Source organism: Marinococcus tarijensis, assembly GCF_054971385.1.
The window spans coordinates 73,785-87,455 of sequence record NZ_JBQOJA010000012.1; the positions used below are offsets into that span (position 1 = coordinate 73,785).

General features: G+C 50.3%; 13 protein-coding genes. 3 read left to right on the forward strand and 10 right to left on the reverse strand.

Features of this window, described 5'->3' with window-relative positions:
- The first annotated feature begins 28 nt into the window (after positions 1-28).
- Positions 29-1,489 carry a carbon starvation CstA family protein gene (locus ACTTK7_RS08805; RefSeq protein ID WP_462867493.1) on the forward strand — a complete coding sequence of 487 codons (1,461 nt, stop codon included), beginning with the start codon at positions 29-31 and terminating at the stop codon, positions 1,487-1,489.
- Positions 1,490-1,530: 41 nt separating this feature from the next.
- On the opposite strand, the gene argS is transcribed toward ACTTK7_RS08805, so the two are convergent.
- From argS to ACTTK7_RS08850, 9 genes are all read right to left on the reverse strand, one after another.
- On the reverse strand, positions 1,531-3,201 hold the full coding sequence (gene argS / locus ACTTK7_RS08810) for an arginine--tRNA ligase (protein WP_462867495.1): 1,671 nt from the start codon (positions 3,199-3,201) through the stop codon (positions 1,531-1,533).
- 4 nt (positions 3,202-3,205) lie between these two features.
- A complete protein-coding gene (locus tag ACTTK7_RS08815) occupies positions 3,206-3,643 on the reverse strand; it encodes a YwiB family protein (RefSeq protein WP_462867497.1) in 438 nt (145 codons plus the stop codon).
- A 159-nt stretch (positions 3,644-3,802) separates the two neighbouring features.
- Positions 3,803-4,621, reverse strand: a complete 819-nt coding sequence (locus ACTTK7_RS08820; RefSeq protein ID WP_462867499.1) for a carbohydrate ABC transporter permease — start codon at positions 4,619-4,621, stop codon at positions 3,803-3,805.
- Positions 4,621-5,565: a carbohydrate ABC transporter permease gene (locus ACTTK7_RS08825; protein ID WP_462867517.1), complete on the reverse strand. Its 945-nt coding sequence runs from the start codon at positions 5,563-5,565 to the stop codon at positions 4,621-4,623. The genes ACTTK7_RS08820 and ACTTK7_RS08825 overlap by 1 nt, the downstream gene beginning before the upstream one ends.
- An 89-nt stretch (positions 5,566-5,654) precedes the next feature.
- On the reverse strand, positions 5,655-6,971 hold the full coding sequence (locus ACTTK7_RS08830) for an ABC transporter substrate-binding protein (protein WP_462867500.1): 1,317 nt from the start codon (positions 6,969-6,971) through the stop codon (positions 5,655-5,657).
- A 143-nt stretch (positions 6,972-7,114) separates the two neighbouring features.
- Complete coding sequence (locus tag ACTTK7_RS08835) at positions 7,115-8,491, reverse strand: response regulator transcription factor (RefSeq protein ID WP_462867502.1); 1,377 nt, start codon at positions 8,489-8,491, stop codon at positions 7,115-7,117.
- Entirely contained in the window at positions 8,488-9,942 is a 1,455-nt protein-coding gene (locus tag ACTTK7_RS08840) for a sensor histidine kinase (RefSeq protein WP_462867504.1), read from the reverse strand. The genes ACTTK7_RS08835 and ACTTK7_RS08840 overlap by 4 nt, the downstream gene beginning before the upstream one ends.
- Positions 9,939-10,928: a substrate-binding domain-containing protein gene (locus tag ACTTK7_RS08845; RefSeq protein WP_462867506.1), complete on the reverse strand. Its 990-nt coding sequence runs from the start codon at positions 10,926-10,928 to the stop codon at positions 9,939-9,941. Before ACTTK7_RS08845 ends, ACTTK7_RS08840 begins: the two co-directional genes overlap by 4 nt.
- A 125-nt stretch (positions 10,929-11,053) precedes the next feature.
- Positions 11,054-12,040, reverse strand: a complete 987-nt coding sequence (locus ACTTK7_RS08850) for a cyclodeaminase (protein WP_462867507.1) — start codon at positions 12,038-12,040, stop codon at positions 11,054-11,056.
- Positions 12,041-12,180: 140 nt separating this feature from the next.
- Here ACTTK7_RS08850 and ACTTK7_RS08855 point away from each other — a divergent pair, with 140 nt between their 5' ends.
- Together ACTTK7_RS08855 and ACTTK7_RS08860 are read left to right on the forward strand one after the other, a co-directional pair.
- Positions 12,181-13,164: an aldo/keto reductase gene (locus ACTTK7_RS08855; protein ID WP_462867509.1), complete on the forward strand. Its 984-nt coding sequence runs from the start codon at positions 12,181-12,183 to the stop codon at positions 13,162-13,164.
- Positions 13,165-13,239: 75 nt separating this feature from the next.
- On the forward strand, positions 13,240-13,479 hold the full coding sequence (locus ACTTK7_RS08860) for a hypothetical protein (protein ID WP_322525546.1): 240 nt from the start codon (positions 13,240-13,242) through the stop codon (positions 13,477-13,479).
- Positions 13,480-13,571: 92 nt separating this feature from the next.
- On the opposite strand, the gene ACTTK7_RS08865 is transcribed toward ACTTK7_RS08860, so the two are convergent.
- The gene (locus ACTTK7_RS08865; RefSeq protein ID WP_462867518.1) at positions 13,572-13,664 is read right to left on the reverse strand and encodes an IS3 family transposase; all 93 of its coding nucleotides are present in this window, start codon (positions 13,662-13,664) and stop codon (positions 13,572-13,574) included.
- Positions 13,665-13,671: the final 7 nt, after the last annotated feature.

Sequence of the window (13,671 nt, forward strand, 5' to 3'; positions counted from 1 at the left end):
TATTCAAATTTACCAGGAGGACGACACCATGATTACTTTCATCATCGCAGTAGCATTGTTGATTATCGGCTATTTTACATACGGCGCTTTTATTGAAAAATTATTCACTACAAATGAAAAACGGGCGACTCCTGCCTTCACTAAACAGGATAACGTAGACTACCTCCCTATGGGGACGAAGCGGAACTCCATGATTCAGCTGCTGAATATTGCCGGCGTCGGTCCCATTTTCGGTCCGATTATGGGCGCTCTTTACGGCCCAGTTGCTTTTTTATGGATCGTGTTCGGCGCTATTTTTGCCGGAGCGGTGCATGATTACTTAACCGGAATGATTTCTATACGAAACGGTGGCGCCCACCTTCCGCAGCTTGCCGGCAAATTTCTCGGCAAGTCGATGAAACATATTGTAAATGGGTTTTCCGTTCTTCTTTTATTACTGGTTGGAACCGTTTTCGTCACCGCTCCTGCGGAGCTGCTGAGCGGTATTCTTCCAGCAGGAATCGGCCTTGCTGCTATTATCACCGTTATTTTCGCCTATTATACTCTTGCAACACTTCTGCCGGTCGATAAAATTATCGGCAAAATTTATCCGATCCTCGGGGCGCTCCTTCTGCTCAGCGCTATCGGTATCGGAGGAGGACTTATCGTTCAGGGACAGCCGATTCCGGAGCTTTCGTTCCAAAACATGCATCCGGATCAGGCACCTATTTTTCCGCTGCTCTTTTTAACTATCTCCTGTGGGGCTATTTCCGGCTTTCATGCCACCCAGACACCAATTATTTCCCGCACCACCCAGAGCGAAGGCAGCGGAAGAAAAATTTTCTACGGCATGATGATCGCCGAAGGCATCATCGCCATGATCTGGGCCGCTGCTGCCATGAGCATTTTTAACGGCGTTTCCCTGAATGAAATCATCGCTGCCGGCGGTCCCGGAGCTGTGGTTAGTGAAGTTTCCATGACGATGCTTGGTGCCGTCGGCGGTACGCTTGCAGTCATTGGGGTTATCGTTCTTCCAATCACATCCGGCGACACTTCGTTTAGAAGCGCACGGATGATCATTGCCGACTACTTCCGGATCAATCAAAAGAAAATGCCGAACCGGCTTTGGATCGCGCTTCCATTGTTTGCCGCTTCGTTTGCTTTAACGAACATGGACTTCACTATTTTATGGCGGTACTTTTCCTGGGCCAACCAGTCCACCGCCATGATCGCACTGTGGGTAGGTGCCATGTATCTCGTGCTCGCCGGGAAAAACCACTGGGTCGCTTCGGTTCCAGCTACGTTCATGACTATGGCAACATTCACCTACATTTTAAACGCGCCGATCGGCTTCGGGTTTCCGATGGAATTGAGTTATATTATTGCAGCTGTCGGTACACTGATTGTTATCGCCCTTTTTGTTAAACGGGCCCGTGCCTATGTGGGAACCAGGTTCCCGGTCGACGAACAGATCGAATCCGCATATGAAAAAGCTCCCGCCAAAGCATAACAAAAAGGCACCGCCCATTTCGGGTGGTGCCTTCGTCGTTATTACATCGTTTCCGGCGCGTTCACGCCGATAAGATCCAGGCCGTTCTGCACCGTTGTCTGGACTGCCTTCGCCAGTACGAGCCTTGCCTGAGTTTTCGGCTCATCCTCTGCGTCCATCACGCGGTCCGCATTGTAAAAGCTGTGAAATGCAGAAGCCAGTTCATGAAGATAGGTAGTCATGCGGTGCGGAGCGTATTTATCCGCTGCAATCGCCACTTCTTCCGGGAATTCCCCGATTTTTTTCAGTACGTCCAGTTCTTTTTCACTGTGAATCGGCGTTAAATCTGCCGCCGGATCAAAGGTTATGCCGCGTTCCTCCGCCTGACGGAAGATGCTGCAAAGCCGTGCATGAGCATACTGCACGTAGTATACCGGATTTTCATTGGACTGCGATTTGGCCAGGCTCAGGTCAAAGTCCATGTGAGTGTCCGGGCTTCTCATCGCAAAGAAATACCGGGTCGCATCGATGCCGACTTCTTCCATGAGATCCTTCAGCGTTACCGCTTTACCGGTCCGTTTGCTCATTTTCACACGCTCGCCGTTTTCAAACAGATTCACCATTTGAATAATCTGCGTTTCGAGCTGTTCTTTGTCATAACCAAGCGCCTGCACTGCTGCTTCCATCCGCGGAATATAGCCGTGGTGGTCCGCCCCCCAGATATTAATAACCTTTTCAAAGCCGCGGCCGAATTTGTCCCGGTGGTACGAAATATCCGGCAGCAGATACGTATAGGTACCATCATTTTTCACAAGCACACGGTCTTTATCGTCCCCGTATCGGCTCGAGCGGAACCATACTGCCCCGTCCTCTTCGTATGTTTCTCCCTGGTCGTGCAGGTATTGCAGCGTTTCTTCAACATTGCCGTTTGTATAAAGAGAGGTTTCCGAATACCACACATCAAAACGGACTCTAAACTGCTCAAGATCCTGCTTCAGCTTTTCGATTTCACGCTTCAGGCCGTACTCACGGAAAAACTCGAGCCTTTCTTCTTCCTCGACGTGAACGAACCGGTCTCCCTGTTCGCCTGCAAGCTCTTCGCCGAACTGGCGCACGTCTGCTCCCTGATAGCCGCCTTCAGGCATTTCCATGTCCATGCCAAGGGCTTCAAAGTACCGGCTTTCGACCGATCTTGCCAGGTTTACGATCTGGTTGCCGGCATCGTTAATATAATATTCACGCGTCACGTCGTAGCCGGCAAAGTCCAGAATGTTGCAGAGCGAGTCCCCAACGGCCGCACCGCGGGCATGGCCGAGATGCAGATTGCCGGTCGGGTTCGCCGATACAAACTCCACCTGAACCTTCTTCTGCCTTCCAACATCAGAGCGGCCATAATCCGCTCCCTGGTCAAGCACTTCCGGAATCACATCAATCAAATAACGGTTATCCATAAAAAAGTTAATAAAGCCGGGTCCCGCAATTTCAACCTCTTTGACGGAGGCTTTGTTTGTGTTTAAGTGGTTCACGATATCTTCGGCGATCGCCTTCGGAGCCTTTTTTGCCACGCTTGCGAGCTTCATCGCTGCGTTGGATGCAAAGTCCCCATGGCTTTTTTCCTTCGGGGTTTCAAGCACAATTTCCGGGACGTCCTCTCCCCGGGCAAGCCCCGCCGCTTCAATTGCCGCCGCAATTTCTGTTTTTAACTGCTCTTTCACCTGATCCATTATATTCATATGCTCATGCGTCCTCCTCAATAACGATCGAAATTTCGTAACGCCCTACCGGCGTCCCCTGCAGTACCAGCCGGTAATGAAAATCAATATGCATCACCCAGCCGAGGTTGGCCTTTGTCACAGCCAGATGGTCTGTTACCGCTTCTGTATGAAGCCGGCCGTAGCCCATGTCGTAGGTGCCTTCGGTACGCTCGCCGTACGCGTATACCTGACGCATGGCCACGGCCCCGCTTCGGAGTACCATCACCTCTGCATTTCCGATTTTCAGCGTTGTCTGTACCCTTCCTATGCCCTCGAGCTCTTCCTCGAACCGGACATACGTCCATTCCTGCTTTTCGTACATTTCGCCATCTGCGTTCAGCTGAATGGTTTCACGTTCATCTTCCTGCTGCATATTGGTTGTCATAGCGACTTTTACCGGGGTCTTTGCTGTGTCTGCCACGATGAGCCACCTTTCTCTATGCCTGCACATACTCGCTTTTAACGTTCCGGTTAATCACTGTCTTATTTTAACACGACTTCACGCATTGAGAAGGGAAAATTGATCATTTGAAAAGCCTGCACACAAAAAAGCTCCCCTGCCGGAGCAGAGAAGCTTCGATCACCCTTTAACCGAGCCGGCAAGCAGGCCACGGACAAAGTATCTTCCAAGCACGATATAGACTATAAGCGTCGGCAGTGCGGCAAGCATGGCGCCGGCCATCTGCACGTTCCACTGCACGATCTGGCTGCCGGATAAATTCTGCAGTGCCACCATAACCGGCTGGCTGTCTGCGTTTGTGATCGTTACCGCAAACAAAAATTCGTTCCAGATGTTTGTAAACTGCCAGATGGCCACGACGACAAATCCCGTTATGGACAGCGGAATAATGACGCGCCTAAATATCTGCAGAAAACTCGCGCCGTCGATTTTCGCTGCCTCAATCATCGTATCGGGGATGTTGGCATAAAAGTTTCTAAACATCAGGGTCGTAATCGGCAGACCGTACACGACGTGGGTGAGAATCAAACCCGGAATCGAGTTGTACAATTCAATACTCCTTAGAAATTGGATGAGCGGAATGAGGATGCTCTGATACGGAATAAACATCCCGAACAGCAGCACGGTAAAAAGAATTTCCGAACCCTTGAATTTCCATTTGGACAGCACATATCCATTCATGGCCCCGAGAAGCGCGGATAAAATCGTTGCCGGGATAACCAGATAAAAGCTGTTTGCCAGGTTCGGAGCCAGAGCCGTAAAGGCCTCCGCATAGCTTGAAAAGTCAATCGCTGTCGGAAAGGCCCACATCGTAGCGAGACTCACTTCATCGAGCGGCTTCAGGCTGGTGACTACGATGACGTAGATCGGTGATAAAAACAAAAGCGACATGAAAATGGCGAGTGCGTATTTGAACACCGGCGTTAACCGAATGGCCATCAGCCTTCCCTCCTTCGATTGGCGAGTAAGTACGGTACGATGAATACAGCGACCAGAATGAGCATCACCATGGCGATGGCTGCACCGTTTGCATAGTAGTTGGCACGGAATGTCGTTTCAAACATATACACGCCCGGAACGTCGGTTACGAAATTCGCTCCCGAGCCGGTCATGGCATATACCAGGTCAAAAATTTTCAGCGAGATGTGCGCCATGATGATAACAACACTTACCGTAATCGGCAGAAGCAGCGGAATAACTACCTTCATGTATACCTTCCACTCCGACGCCCCGTCGACCCGGGCAGCCTCCCGAAGCTCCTCCGGAATGCCCCTGAGGCCCGCCAGGTACATCGCCAGGGAAAAGCCGGTCATCTGCCAGACAGCCGCAATAACAAGCGCGATAATGGCGACAGGAAGACCGAATTCAATACTCCCCCACTGAAAACCACCCAGAATAGTCGTATCAGTGTACCAGAGCGGCTCGATGCCAAAGAATGCTAAAAAGGTATTGTATCCGGTGGACGGGTTCAAAAGCCACTGCCAGACAACCCCGGTAACGACAAAGGAAAGCGCCATTGGAAAAAGAAAAATGTTGCGAAAAAGCGTTTCGGCCTTTAACTTCTGGTCGATAAGCACAGCGAGGCCAAGCCCGCTCACAATCACAAAGCCGATAAACAGAAGCGTGAAAAAAAAGGTGTTTCTTAAATCCGCCTGAAAACGAAAATCCTGAAACAGGTAGATATAATTTGCAAAACCGGCAAACGAAAAGTCCGGCGTCAGGCTGTTCCAGTTACTGAACGAAACGTATCCCGTCCATCCGATGAATCCGTATACAAATACAGCGACCAGTAAAAACGAGGGGGCGGTAAACGCCACGGCCCACCAGCGGTCCCTGACTGCTTTTTTGCGTTTCACCCGGTCTTTTGCTGCTGTTTTGTCCATTGCTTCGTCGGCCATCTTCCATCCCTCCTTTAAACAAAAGAAGCCCGGCACCGCTTGCACCGGCACGGGGCTTCCTTCTGTGAATCGTTCTATTGTTGTTCTTCATCCAGCGCTGTCTGCATGGATTCCATCAGTTTTTCTTCATCACCCTGGGTAACGAAGATATTTACTGCCTGGTTCGCCTTCGTCACGAAGCCTTCAGAGGCTGCTGAACCGTGAGCAAGACTTGGCGTAAGCGATGTTTCCTGGAAATCTTCCATTGTGTCCTGGCCGTATTCGTCGTATTTGGACTCATCCGCATCCACCCGTGCCGGGATCGATCCTTTTAATGGGTTAAACGCGTCCTGTCCCTCCTTCGAACCGAGGACGCTCAGGAATTCTTTCACCTGTTCCGGGTTTTCCACCCCTTTTGGCAGACCGAACGTATCAGTGATGACCATGAATTCTTCCGAAGTGCCAGGGAACGGCGTGTAGCCGAAGCCTTCATTTACTTCGAGGCCAAGGTCGTTTACAAAGTAGCCCTTCGCCCAGTCACCCATGTTAATCATGGCAGCTTCCCCGTCTGCCACCATCTGCGCTGAATCCTGCCAGTTTCTCGAAGCGTGATCTTCGTTTACATATTCAAGCATTTGTCCAAACTGCTCAGTGGCTGTTGCTACGCGCTCGTCGTCAAAGCCGACTTCTCCTGCCCAAAGGGCTTCATAGTCTTCTGGACCGAGGTTGGCAAGCAGCAGATTTTCGTAAATCTGCGTAGCCGGCCACGACTCTTTATCACCCATCGCAAGCGGCGTCACGCCTGCTGCCTCGAGTTCTTCTGCGACTTCAAAAAATTCGTCAACATTACCCGGCGGTTCGATGTCATTTTCTTCAAATACTTCCATGTTGTAAAACATTACGTTCCCGCGGTGAATATTGACCGGTACGGAGTAGATATCGCCATCTGAGCTGACCATGTCCACGAGCTCTTCCGGAAACTTGTCATTCAGCTCTTCCTCTTCGTAAAAATCATTGAGCGGCTCCATTTTGTCTGCTGCCACCCAGCTGTCATTCAGCTCAGCTCCGCCGTGCACCTGGAACGTGGACGGCGGGTCGTCACCCTGCATTCTTGTGGCAAGCACTGCTTTCGCATTAGTACCGGCACCGCCGGCTACAGCGGCGTTTTCCACCGAAATGTCGGGATTTTCCTCTTCAAACATATCAATTAAAGCCATCAGGCCGTCTTCCTCGCCAGCACCTGTCCACCAGCTGAAGATTTCTACTTCGGCGTCGCTTCCGCCTTCCCCCGAGCCTCCGGAGCTGCCTTCATTTTCCGAACCGGAGCCGGAATCCGAACCGCCTCCCCCGCAGGCTGCCAAACCGAACAACAGCAGTGAACTTCCTACCAGACCAACACTCTTTTTCAACATGAACCCTCCCCCTCGCAGGAATAAATATGATTTTATAATAACGCTTACAATTTTGATTATAAGTTAGGTTCCTGCAATTGTATGGAAGTATTTTCTATACAATCTTTTGATTGTCTGCATTATTTTTAGGTTACTTTATCCTATTACTTTTTGCCCTGCTGATACTGCTTCGGAGAGCACCCCACCTGCTTTTTGAAGACTCGGCTGAAATAGTTAGGGTCTTTGTACCCGATACTGATGCTGATTTCCTTTAACGGCCGCTCGCGATCCTGAAGCATCCGTTTTGCTTCCTGCATCCTTACACGCGTGACGTAGTCAACAAATGACACCCCGGTTACTTCTTTAAACTGGTGGGAAAAATATGCAGGACTCCACTGCACGTATCCTGCCATATCTTCAAGCTGGAGCGGCTTGGCATAATGCTCTTTAACGTAGGCTTTTACTTTTTCAATCTGGTGATGCTCCCGAAAATGAAGTCCGCGGTATGCTCCCACAATATGAAGGAGACGCTTCCATTCCGCAGCATCCGACGGCATGTTCTCCTCGAGCGTCCCGCCCATTTCCTTGACCAGCTCTTCAAGCTGAAGCCACAGATGTCTCCTGGATGATTTTTGGGGCTGGGTGCTCCACCATTCGCTCCAATAATAGACAGCGGCTTTTTCTTCCCCGGTCCGCAGCGCATTCACAATGGAGGAGACCCACTGGCTGCTCTGTTCCGGCAGCGCGTACTGATCTTTTTCAAGACTGGACAGTGCTTCCACATAAGCCTGGAAAAGCTGTTTCATGTCGTATTCTTTTTCAGAAACTCCTATTGCTGCTTTTTCCCCGAGCTCAAAATGCATGCGGCGGCGCAGGCGTTCGATCTCTTCAGAGCCCCTGCTTTTGCCCGCATGGAAGAAAAAAGCCCGAAACCAGCCGCCCGGCTGACGGTCTGTAAGAAAAGAATCATTGGTCCACCGGGCTATTCTTTCTTCTATATCCTCCGGCATTTCCTCCTCCCGCATGACTGCTGCAAAACCGTATGAGCAGCCCGGCACTGCTTCTGCAAGAAGATCGGCATGGTCTTCGTACGGTTCACCGTGACAGACGCTTTGGAAAAGGAGCTTTTGCAGTCTGCGGCTGTATTGCTTCTGTTCCTGACGGCTTTGGTTCACTGCCGCCTGCACACGTATGAGTGTCTGAATGGTTTCTTCTTTTTTACCCGGCTTTAGCAAATACTCCTTTACGCCCAGCCCGAGCGCCTCCCGGGCATAGTTGAAGGAATCGTAGGCAGTAACCATAATAAAATGGATGCCGGCTGCCGCCTTCTGAATGCGCTGTATGGCTTCGAGGCCGTTACAGCCCGGCATTTTAATATCCATCAGCATAATGTCCGGCCTGCTTTCGATCGCCTGCTCCACTGCGTCGAGTCCGTTCTCTGCCTCTCCGATTACTGTAATTTCCGGTAAATGCGAAGCTATCAGCTTTTTCATTGCTTTACGTTCGAGCCATTCATCCTCTGCCATCAATAGTCGTATCATCCTGCCTGCCCCCCTGCTTTCTGCCATTCTCTGACCGGCATACACAGCTTTACCGTGGTGCCCCGTGCCGGCACAGATTCCACATCCACAAGCTCCCCGGCCTGAAAGAATAATTCCAGTCGCCTGCGGACGTTCTGCATGCCAAGACCAGTGGAATGACCAACGTGCGCTTCCTGCTCTTCCCCCGCGCCAAGAAGCTGCTGGCGCTGCCTCTCGTTCATTCCTTTACCGTTATCCATCACCCGGACGACGATCTGACTGTTTTCCAGACGCACCTGCACACGCACTTCAGCATTTTCCTCCATTCCTTCCACTCCATGAATAAAGGCATTCTCGATTACCGGCTGCAGCGTCAATCTCGGGATAGGCACATCAAGCTCGTCTGTTTCGATTTCAATATGTGCAGACAAGCGGTTCCGGAACCTTGTTTCCTGTATATGAAAGTAGCTCCGGATCACTTCCAGCTCGTCCCGAAGTGTTACTTCTTTTTCGATATTCCCCAGGCTGTAGCGCAGCAGGGAAGAAACAGACTCTATCAATTCCGACGTTTCCTCCGCATCTTCCAAATAAGCCATCTTTGAAATCGTGTTCAGGGTATTGAATAAAAAGTGCGGATTAATTTGGTTCTGTAGATGCTTCAGCTCCAGCTGCTTCATGAGCTGATCCATTTCTGCCTTTTTTTCCATTTCGCCGACATACGTATGAATGTCTGTCCGCATACGGTTGAACGTACGGCCGAGAAGCTCCAGTTCGTCCCCGGAGCGGATACGGAGCGGTTCCCCCTGAAAGTGGCCGCGCGATACCTCTCCTGCTGCCCGGGATAATTCACCCACCGGCTTTGTAATGCTTGAAGAGAAACGGAAGGCAATAAAAGCAGCAATCAATAGCGACGTGGCAAACAGACATATAATAAAATAGCGAAACGCGAACGCGGTATTGCGTTCCTGCAGCTGGGCATACAGCTGCTGATACTCTGTCAGGGACTGATCGATAAGGGTCAGGGTGCTTTCCTGTATATATGCATTCGACTGTTCGGTTTCTGCGAGATTGCTTCCGTATCTTTCAATATCCCCCTGAAGCACGAATCCGGCAGTTGTTTCGCTGTTTTGTTCGAGCGAATCAAGCAGCTGCATGTAGCTCTGCATTTCAACGGATCCCGGCTGATTTTCTTCATTATCCAGCTCTTCTGTCAGTGCTTTCATTTCCCCTGAGGCCCGATAATAAGCGGCCCACGTTTCCTGTGAAGGATTGGTCGCGATCTGCTGCGTCGCTGCTGTCCACTCTTCGGCCTGCCGGGAAATGGAATTCAGTAATACAAAGCGGTCAAAGCTTGAACTGTATTCATTAGTAATACGCTCTGAGCTCCAGTAAATACCTATTGCCACTGCGTTAAACAGCAGGATAAATGCAAAGGAAAAAAACAACATCTTTGAACGAATAGAGCGTATCACTGCTCCGCACCCCCTTCCCGGGCAGCTTCAGGAGCCCTCCAAATAACGGTGTCTGTATGCTGTACCGTTGGCACATACTGCTGTTGATTCAGCCGTACCAAATCATACACCGCCTGCTCCCCCATCTGTACAGGGTGCTGACGGACCGTGGCATCAATTGTGCCATCTTCAATCAGCTGTACTGTTTCGGGCAGTGTATCAAACCCGATCACATACAGGTCGCCGACGCCTTCAATCTCTTCGATTCCCTGCGCCATGCCGACAGCATCCAAAGCACTTGTACCATACAGTGCCGTGATGTCAGGGTTCTCCTTTAATAAACTATAGGCGGCCTGGGCGGCTCCAATCTCGGAGATACCCGAATACCCAATATTCTTAATTTCCACGCGGCCGCTTGCCTCCACAGTATCCTGAAAGCCCTCCACCCTCTCCTGCTGATTGACCGTTTCCGCACTTCCGGAAACGATGCCGACGTGCTGCGTTCCTTCTGTATTCCGAAGCAGCTCTTCACCTGCCAAAACCCCGGCTTCATAATTATCCGTGCCGATATAGGCGCGCCTCCCGCTTTCCGGCACGTCGCTGTCTACAGTGATGACCGGCACCCCCTTTTCGAGCGCTTTTTGCACCAGCTCACGGAAAACAGGATCATCAATGCCCTGGGTGATAATAGCATCCACATTGCTCTCAATCATCCGGTTCATCGTTTCAAGCTGCTCATCTTTATCCGCTTTAGACGGCCCGTAAGTTTCGACGTAAACCCCCGCCTCTTCTCCGGCTTCGGTCGCGCCCTCTTCAATCTGTTCCCAATAAGGATTTCCTGCTTCTTCCATGATGAGCGCTGCTCTCGTCTGGTACACTTCATTTTCCTCTGAATTTACCGGCTCCACGTAAAAAGCCTTCGTCCCGAAATAAACGGTGGCCGCCAGGCTGGCCAGACAGCCGAGAAAGAAAACAGCAAACATCCAACCCTTCCTCCGTTCGCCCACCACCGAGCCCCCCCTTTTATTGAAACCGTTTACAAACAATTATATAACTTTTTCCAAAAATCGCCACCCTTTCTCTGGGAAAGAGCATAAAAAAGACACCGGATCCTTGACCCGGCGCCCTTTGTTTATTCGTCTTCTGTTATTTCGAGTCCTTCTCCGGAGGCCTTGAGCTGGTCGTACGTGTAGACGGCAATGGCTGTATCCTGCACCCCGGTGCCTGTCAGGTCACAGAAGGTTACCTGCTCCATCGTTTCCCGCCCACGGGCATCTCCGCTGATAATCGCCCCGATTTCTACAGTTCTGCTTTCATCGATAACTCCCGCTTCTTTTGCTGTCCGGTGTTCTCCTATGGAAAACACCTGCGAGGCAGCATCACATGCAAGAATATCCACCGCTCCGAGTACGTCCGGCTCGATTTCATTTTTTTCCGCGGCATCTGAGCCCATTGCTGTAATATGAAGCCCCGGATGCAGCCATTCTTTTTTGATGAACGGCTCTGTCGCTGGTGTTGTGGTGACGAGTACGTCGCAGTTTCGTACTACTGTTTCAAGATCGGCGGCTTCGGTTGTAACGCCGAGCTCATGCTCCATTTCACGCTGATACGCTTCAATTCGTTCTTTTTTGCGTCCATATACATACACTTTTTCAATCGACGGACGTACCATTTTCAGCGCTCGAAGCTGAAAGCGTGCCTGTGTGCCCGTCCCGACTATACCGGCAATCCTTGCCTCGTCTTTAGCCAGGTGCTTGGCTGCCGTAGCTCCTGCAATTCCTGTGCGCACATCGGTCAGGTATCCATTATCCTGCAGCACTGCTGCCGGGAAGCCGGTATCTGAATGAAACAAAAGCATCATGCCGCTGAGGCTTGGAAGCCCCTTGTCCGGATTATCGAAAAAACCGGTCGAAATTTTCAGGGCAAACTGATCCATGCCTTTAACATAGGCCGTCTTTGCATCCATCTCACCGTTTTTGTCGGCGATAGGCATGCTGAGCACAGGAGGCATGGTTACTTCACCTGCCTGCAGGCGCCGGAATCCGTCTTCAATGAGAGAAAGCGCCTGCTGATTAACATCAATCGTATTTCTGATCGATTTTTCTTTAAATAAATACAAGGACTTCGCCTCCTTTTAAACAAGCTGGTTTTATTATAGGAAACATTTCCCTAAATCAAAACCTTTAATCATGAGAACGCTTAAATATGTAAAAAACGGGATTAGCACACCATACTTTGATTAAAAGGCAGGTGGACGATGTGCAATATCGTCAGTTGGGAAACACCGAATTAAAAGTAAGTGAACTGAGCTTTGGCACGTGGGCTATTGGCGGCGCGTGGGGAGCGACAAATGATAACGAAGCGCTCAGTGGCCTTGAGGCTGCCATGGATGCCGGCGTGAATTTTTTTGATACGGCTGATGTTTACGGTGACGGCCACAGCGAAGAGTTAATCGGAAAAGCGACAAAGGGAAAAGAGGATAAAATTCACGTGGCCAGCAAGTTCGCGCGCGGCGGCGACATTAATGACCCAAATACTTATTCGAAAGAAAGTGTTACGTCTTACCTTGATGCTACGCTGAAGCGGCTTGGACGTGAGCGCCTGGATCTTTATCAGATTCACTGCCCGCCGATCGATATATTAAAAGACGGCTCGGTATTTCAGGTTCTTGATGATCTGCAGGCCGAGGGAAAAATCCGGCATTATGGAGTCAGCGTAGAAACCGTGGAGGAAGGGCTGGAATGCCTTCATTATCCAAACGTCAAAGCCCTCCAGGTAATCTATAATATTTTCCGCCAGAAGCCGGCAGAGCGACTGTTTCCACAGGCGAAAAAGCAGGGCGTCGGCATCCTGACCCGCGTACCGCTCGCAAGCGGACTTTTAACGGGAAAATATACAAAAGAAACGACCTTTGCTGAAGATGACCACCGCAATTTTAACCGGGATGGAGACGCCTTCAATGTTGGAGAAACATTCGCGGGCCTTCCTTTCCAGAAGGGCGTGGAGCTCAGCACCTCGCTCCAGTGGATTAAAGAAGAACGGGGCACGATGGCGCAGGCAGCACTGCGCTGGATTCTTGACAACGACGATGTCACCTGTGTCATACCAGGATTCCGGAATGAAAAACAGGTGTCCGACAGCCTTGAAGCAGTCAGTGTGCCTTCCTTCTCTAAAGAGGAGCAGGAGAAGCTGACGAAGTTTTATTTAGAGGACGTGGAACCAAATATCCGGGGCGGCTATTAAATCGTATGATTAACACAGTTTTATCCCGGATAATTGTACTAGTGGACAAATTATAAAGAAAAGGAGCGATTATATATGGGAAGCCAATCCGTATCAGAACTGACCGCAGGTACAAACTATAAAGCGAGTGAAATTGACAGCTTTGTAGAAAACAACCACGTTACGGTCATCTCCAACAACGAAAACCAGTTGTTTACAGAGCCGGACCGCGAGTACAAAGTCGTTTATAAATTCGGCGGCTACTTCGATCATTCCGAAGAACTCGGCGGCAAAAGATTCGTTGAGAAGCCAACGTACGTTGTAGAAAAAGTCTAAAAGCAGAGTGATTCTGTATTAAAGACAAAGAAAAGGCCGGCACCCATCTGAACTGATCCCCGTCAAGTAGACAATGAAAATAAGTAAAACTCTTAAGCGGCTTGATTCCGGTATGCTATCGGGGTCAAGCCGTTTAAATGTTCCTGGTATCGTTGGTGGTTGTAAAACCGAATGTAGCGACGAATCGCTTTC

What these genes read in the sequence shown, in the direction of transcription:
- ACTTK7_RS08820 (WP_462867499.1), bottom strand. Translation starts at nt 4,621, where the DNA reads ATGGCCATTCGGTTAACGCCGGTGTTCAAATACGCACTCGCCATTTTC.
- ACTTK7_RS08860 (WP_322525546.1), top strand. Translation starts at nt 13,240, where the DNA reads ATGGGAAGCCAATCCGTATCAGAACTGACCGCAGGTACAAACTATAAA.
- ACTTK7_RS08835 (WP_462867502.1), bottom strand. Translation starts at nt 8,491, where the DNA reads ATGATACGACTATTGATGGCAGAGGATGAATGGCTCGAACGTAAAGCA.
- argS (WP_462867495.1), bottom strand. Translation starts at nt 3,201, where the DNA reads ATGAATATAATGGATCAGGTGAAAGAGCAGTTAAAAACAGAAATTGCG.
- ACTTK7_RS08825 (WP_462867517.1), bottom strand. Translation starts at nt 5,565, where the DNA reads ATGGACAAAACAGCAGCAAAAGACCGGGTGAAACGCAAAAAAGCAGTC.
- ACTTK7_RS08805 (WP_462867493.1), top strand. Translation starts at nt 29, where the DNA reads ATGATTACTTTCATCATCGCAGTAGCATTGTTGATTATCGGCTATTTT.
- ACTTK7_RS08830 (WP_462867500.1), bottom strand. Translation starts at nt 6,971, where the DNA reads ATGTTGAAAAAGAGTGTTGGTCTGGTAGGAAGTTCACTGCTGTTGTTC.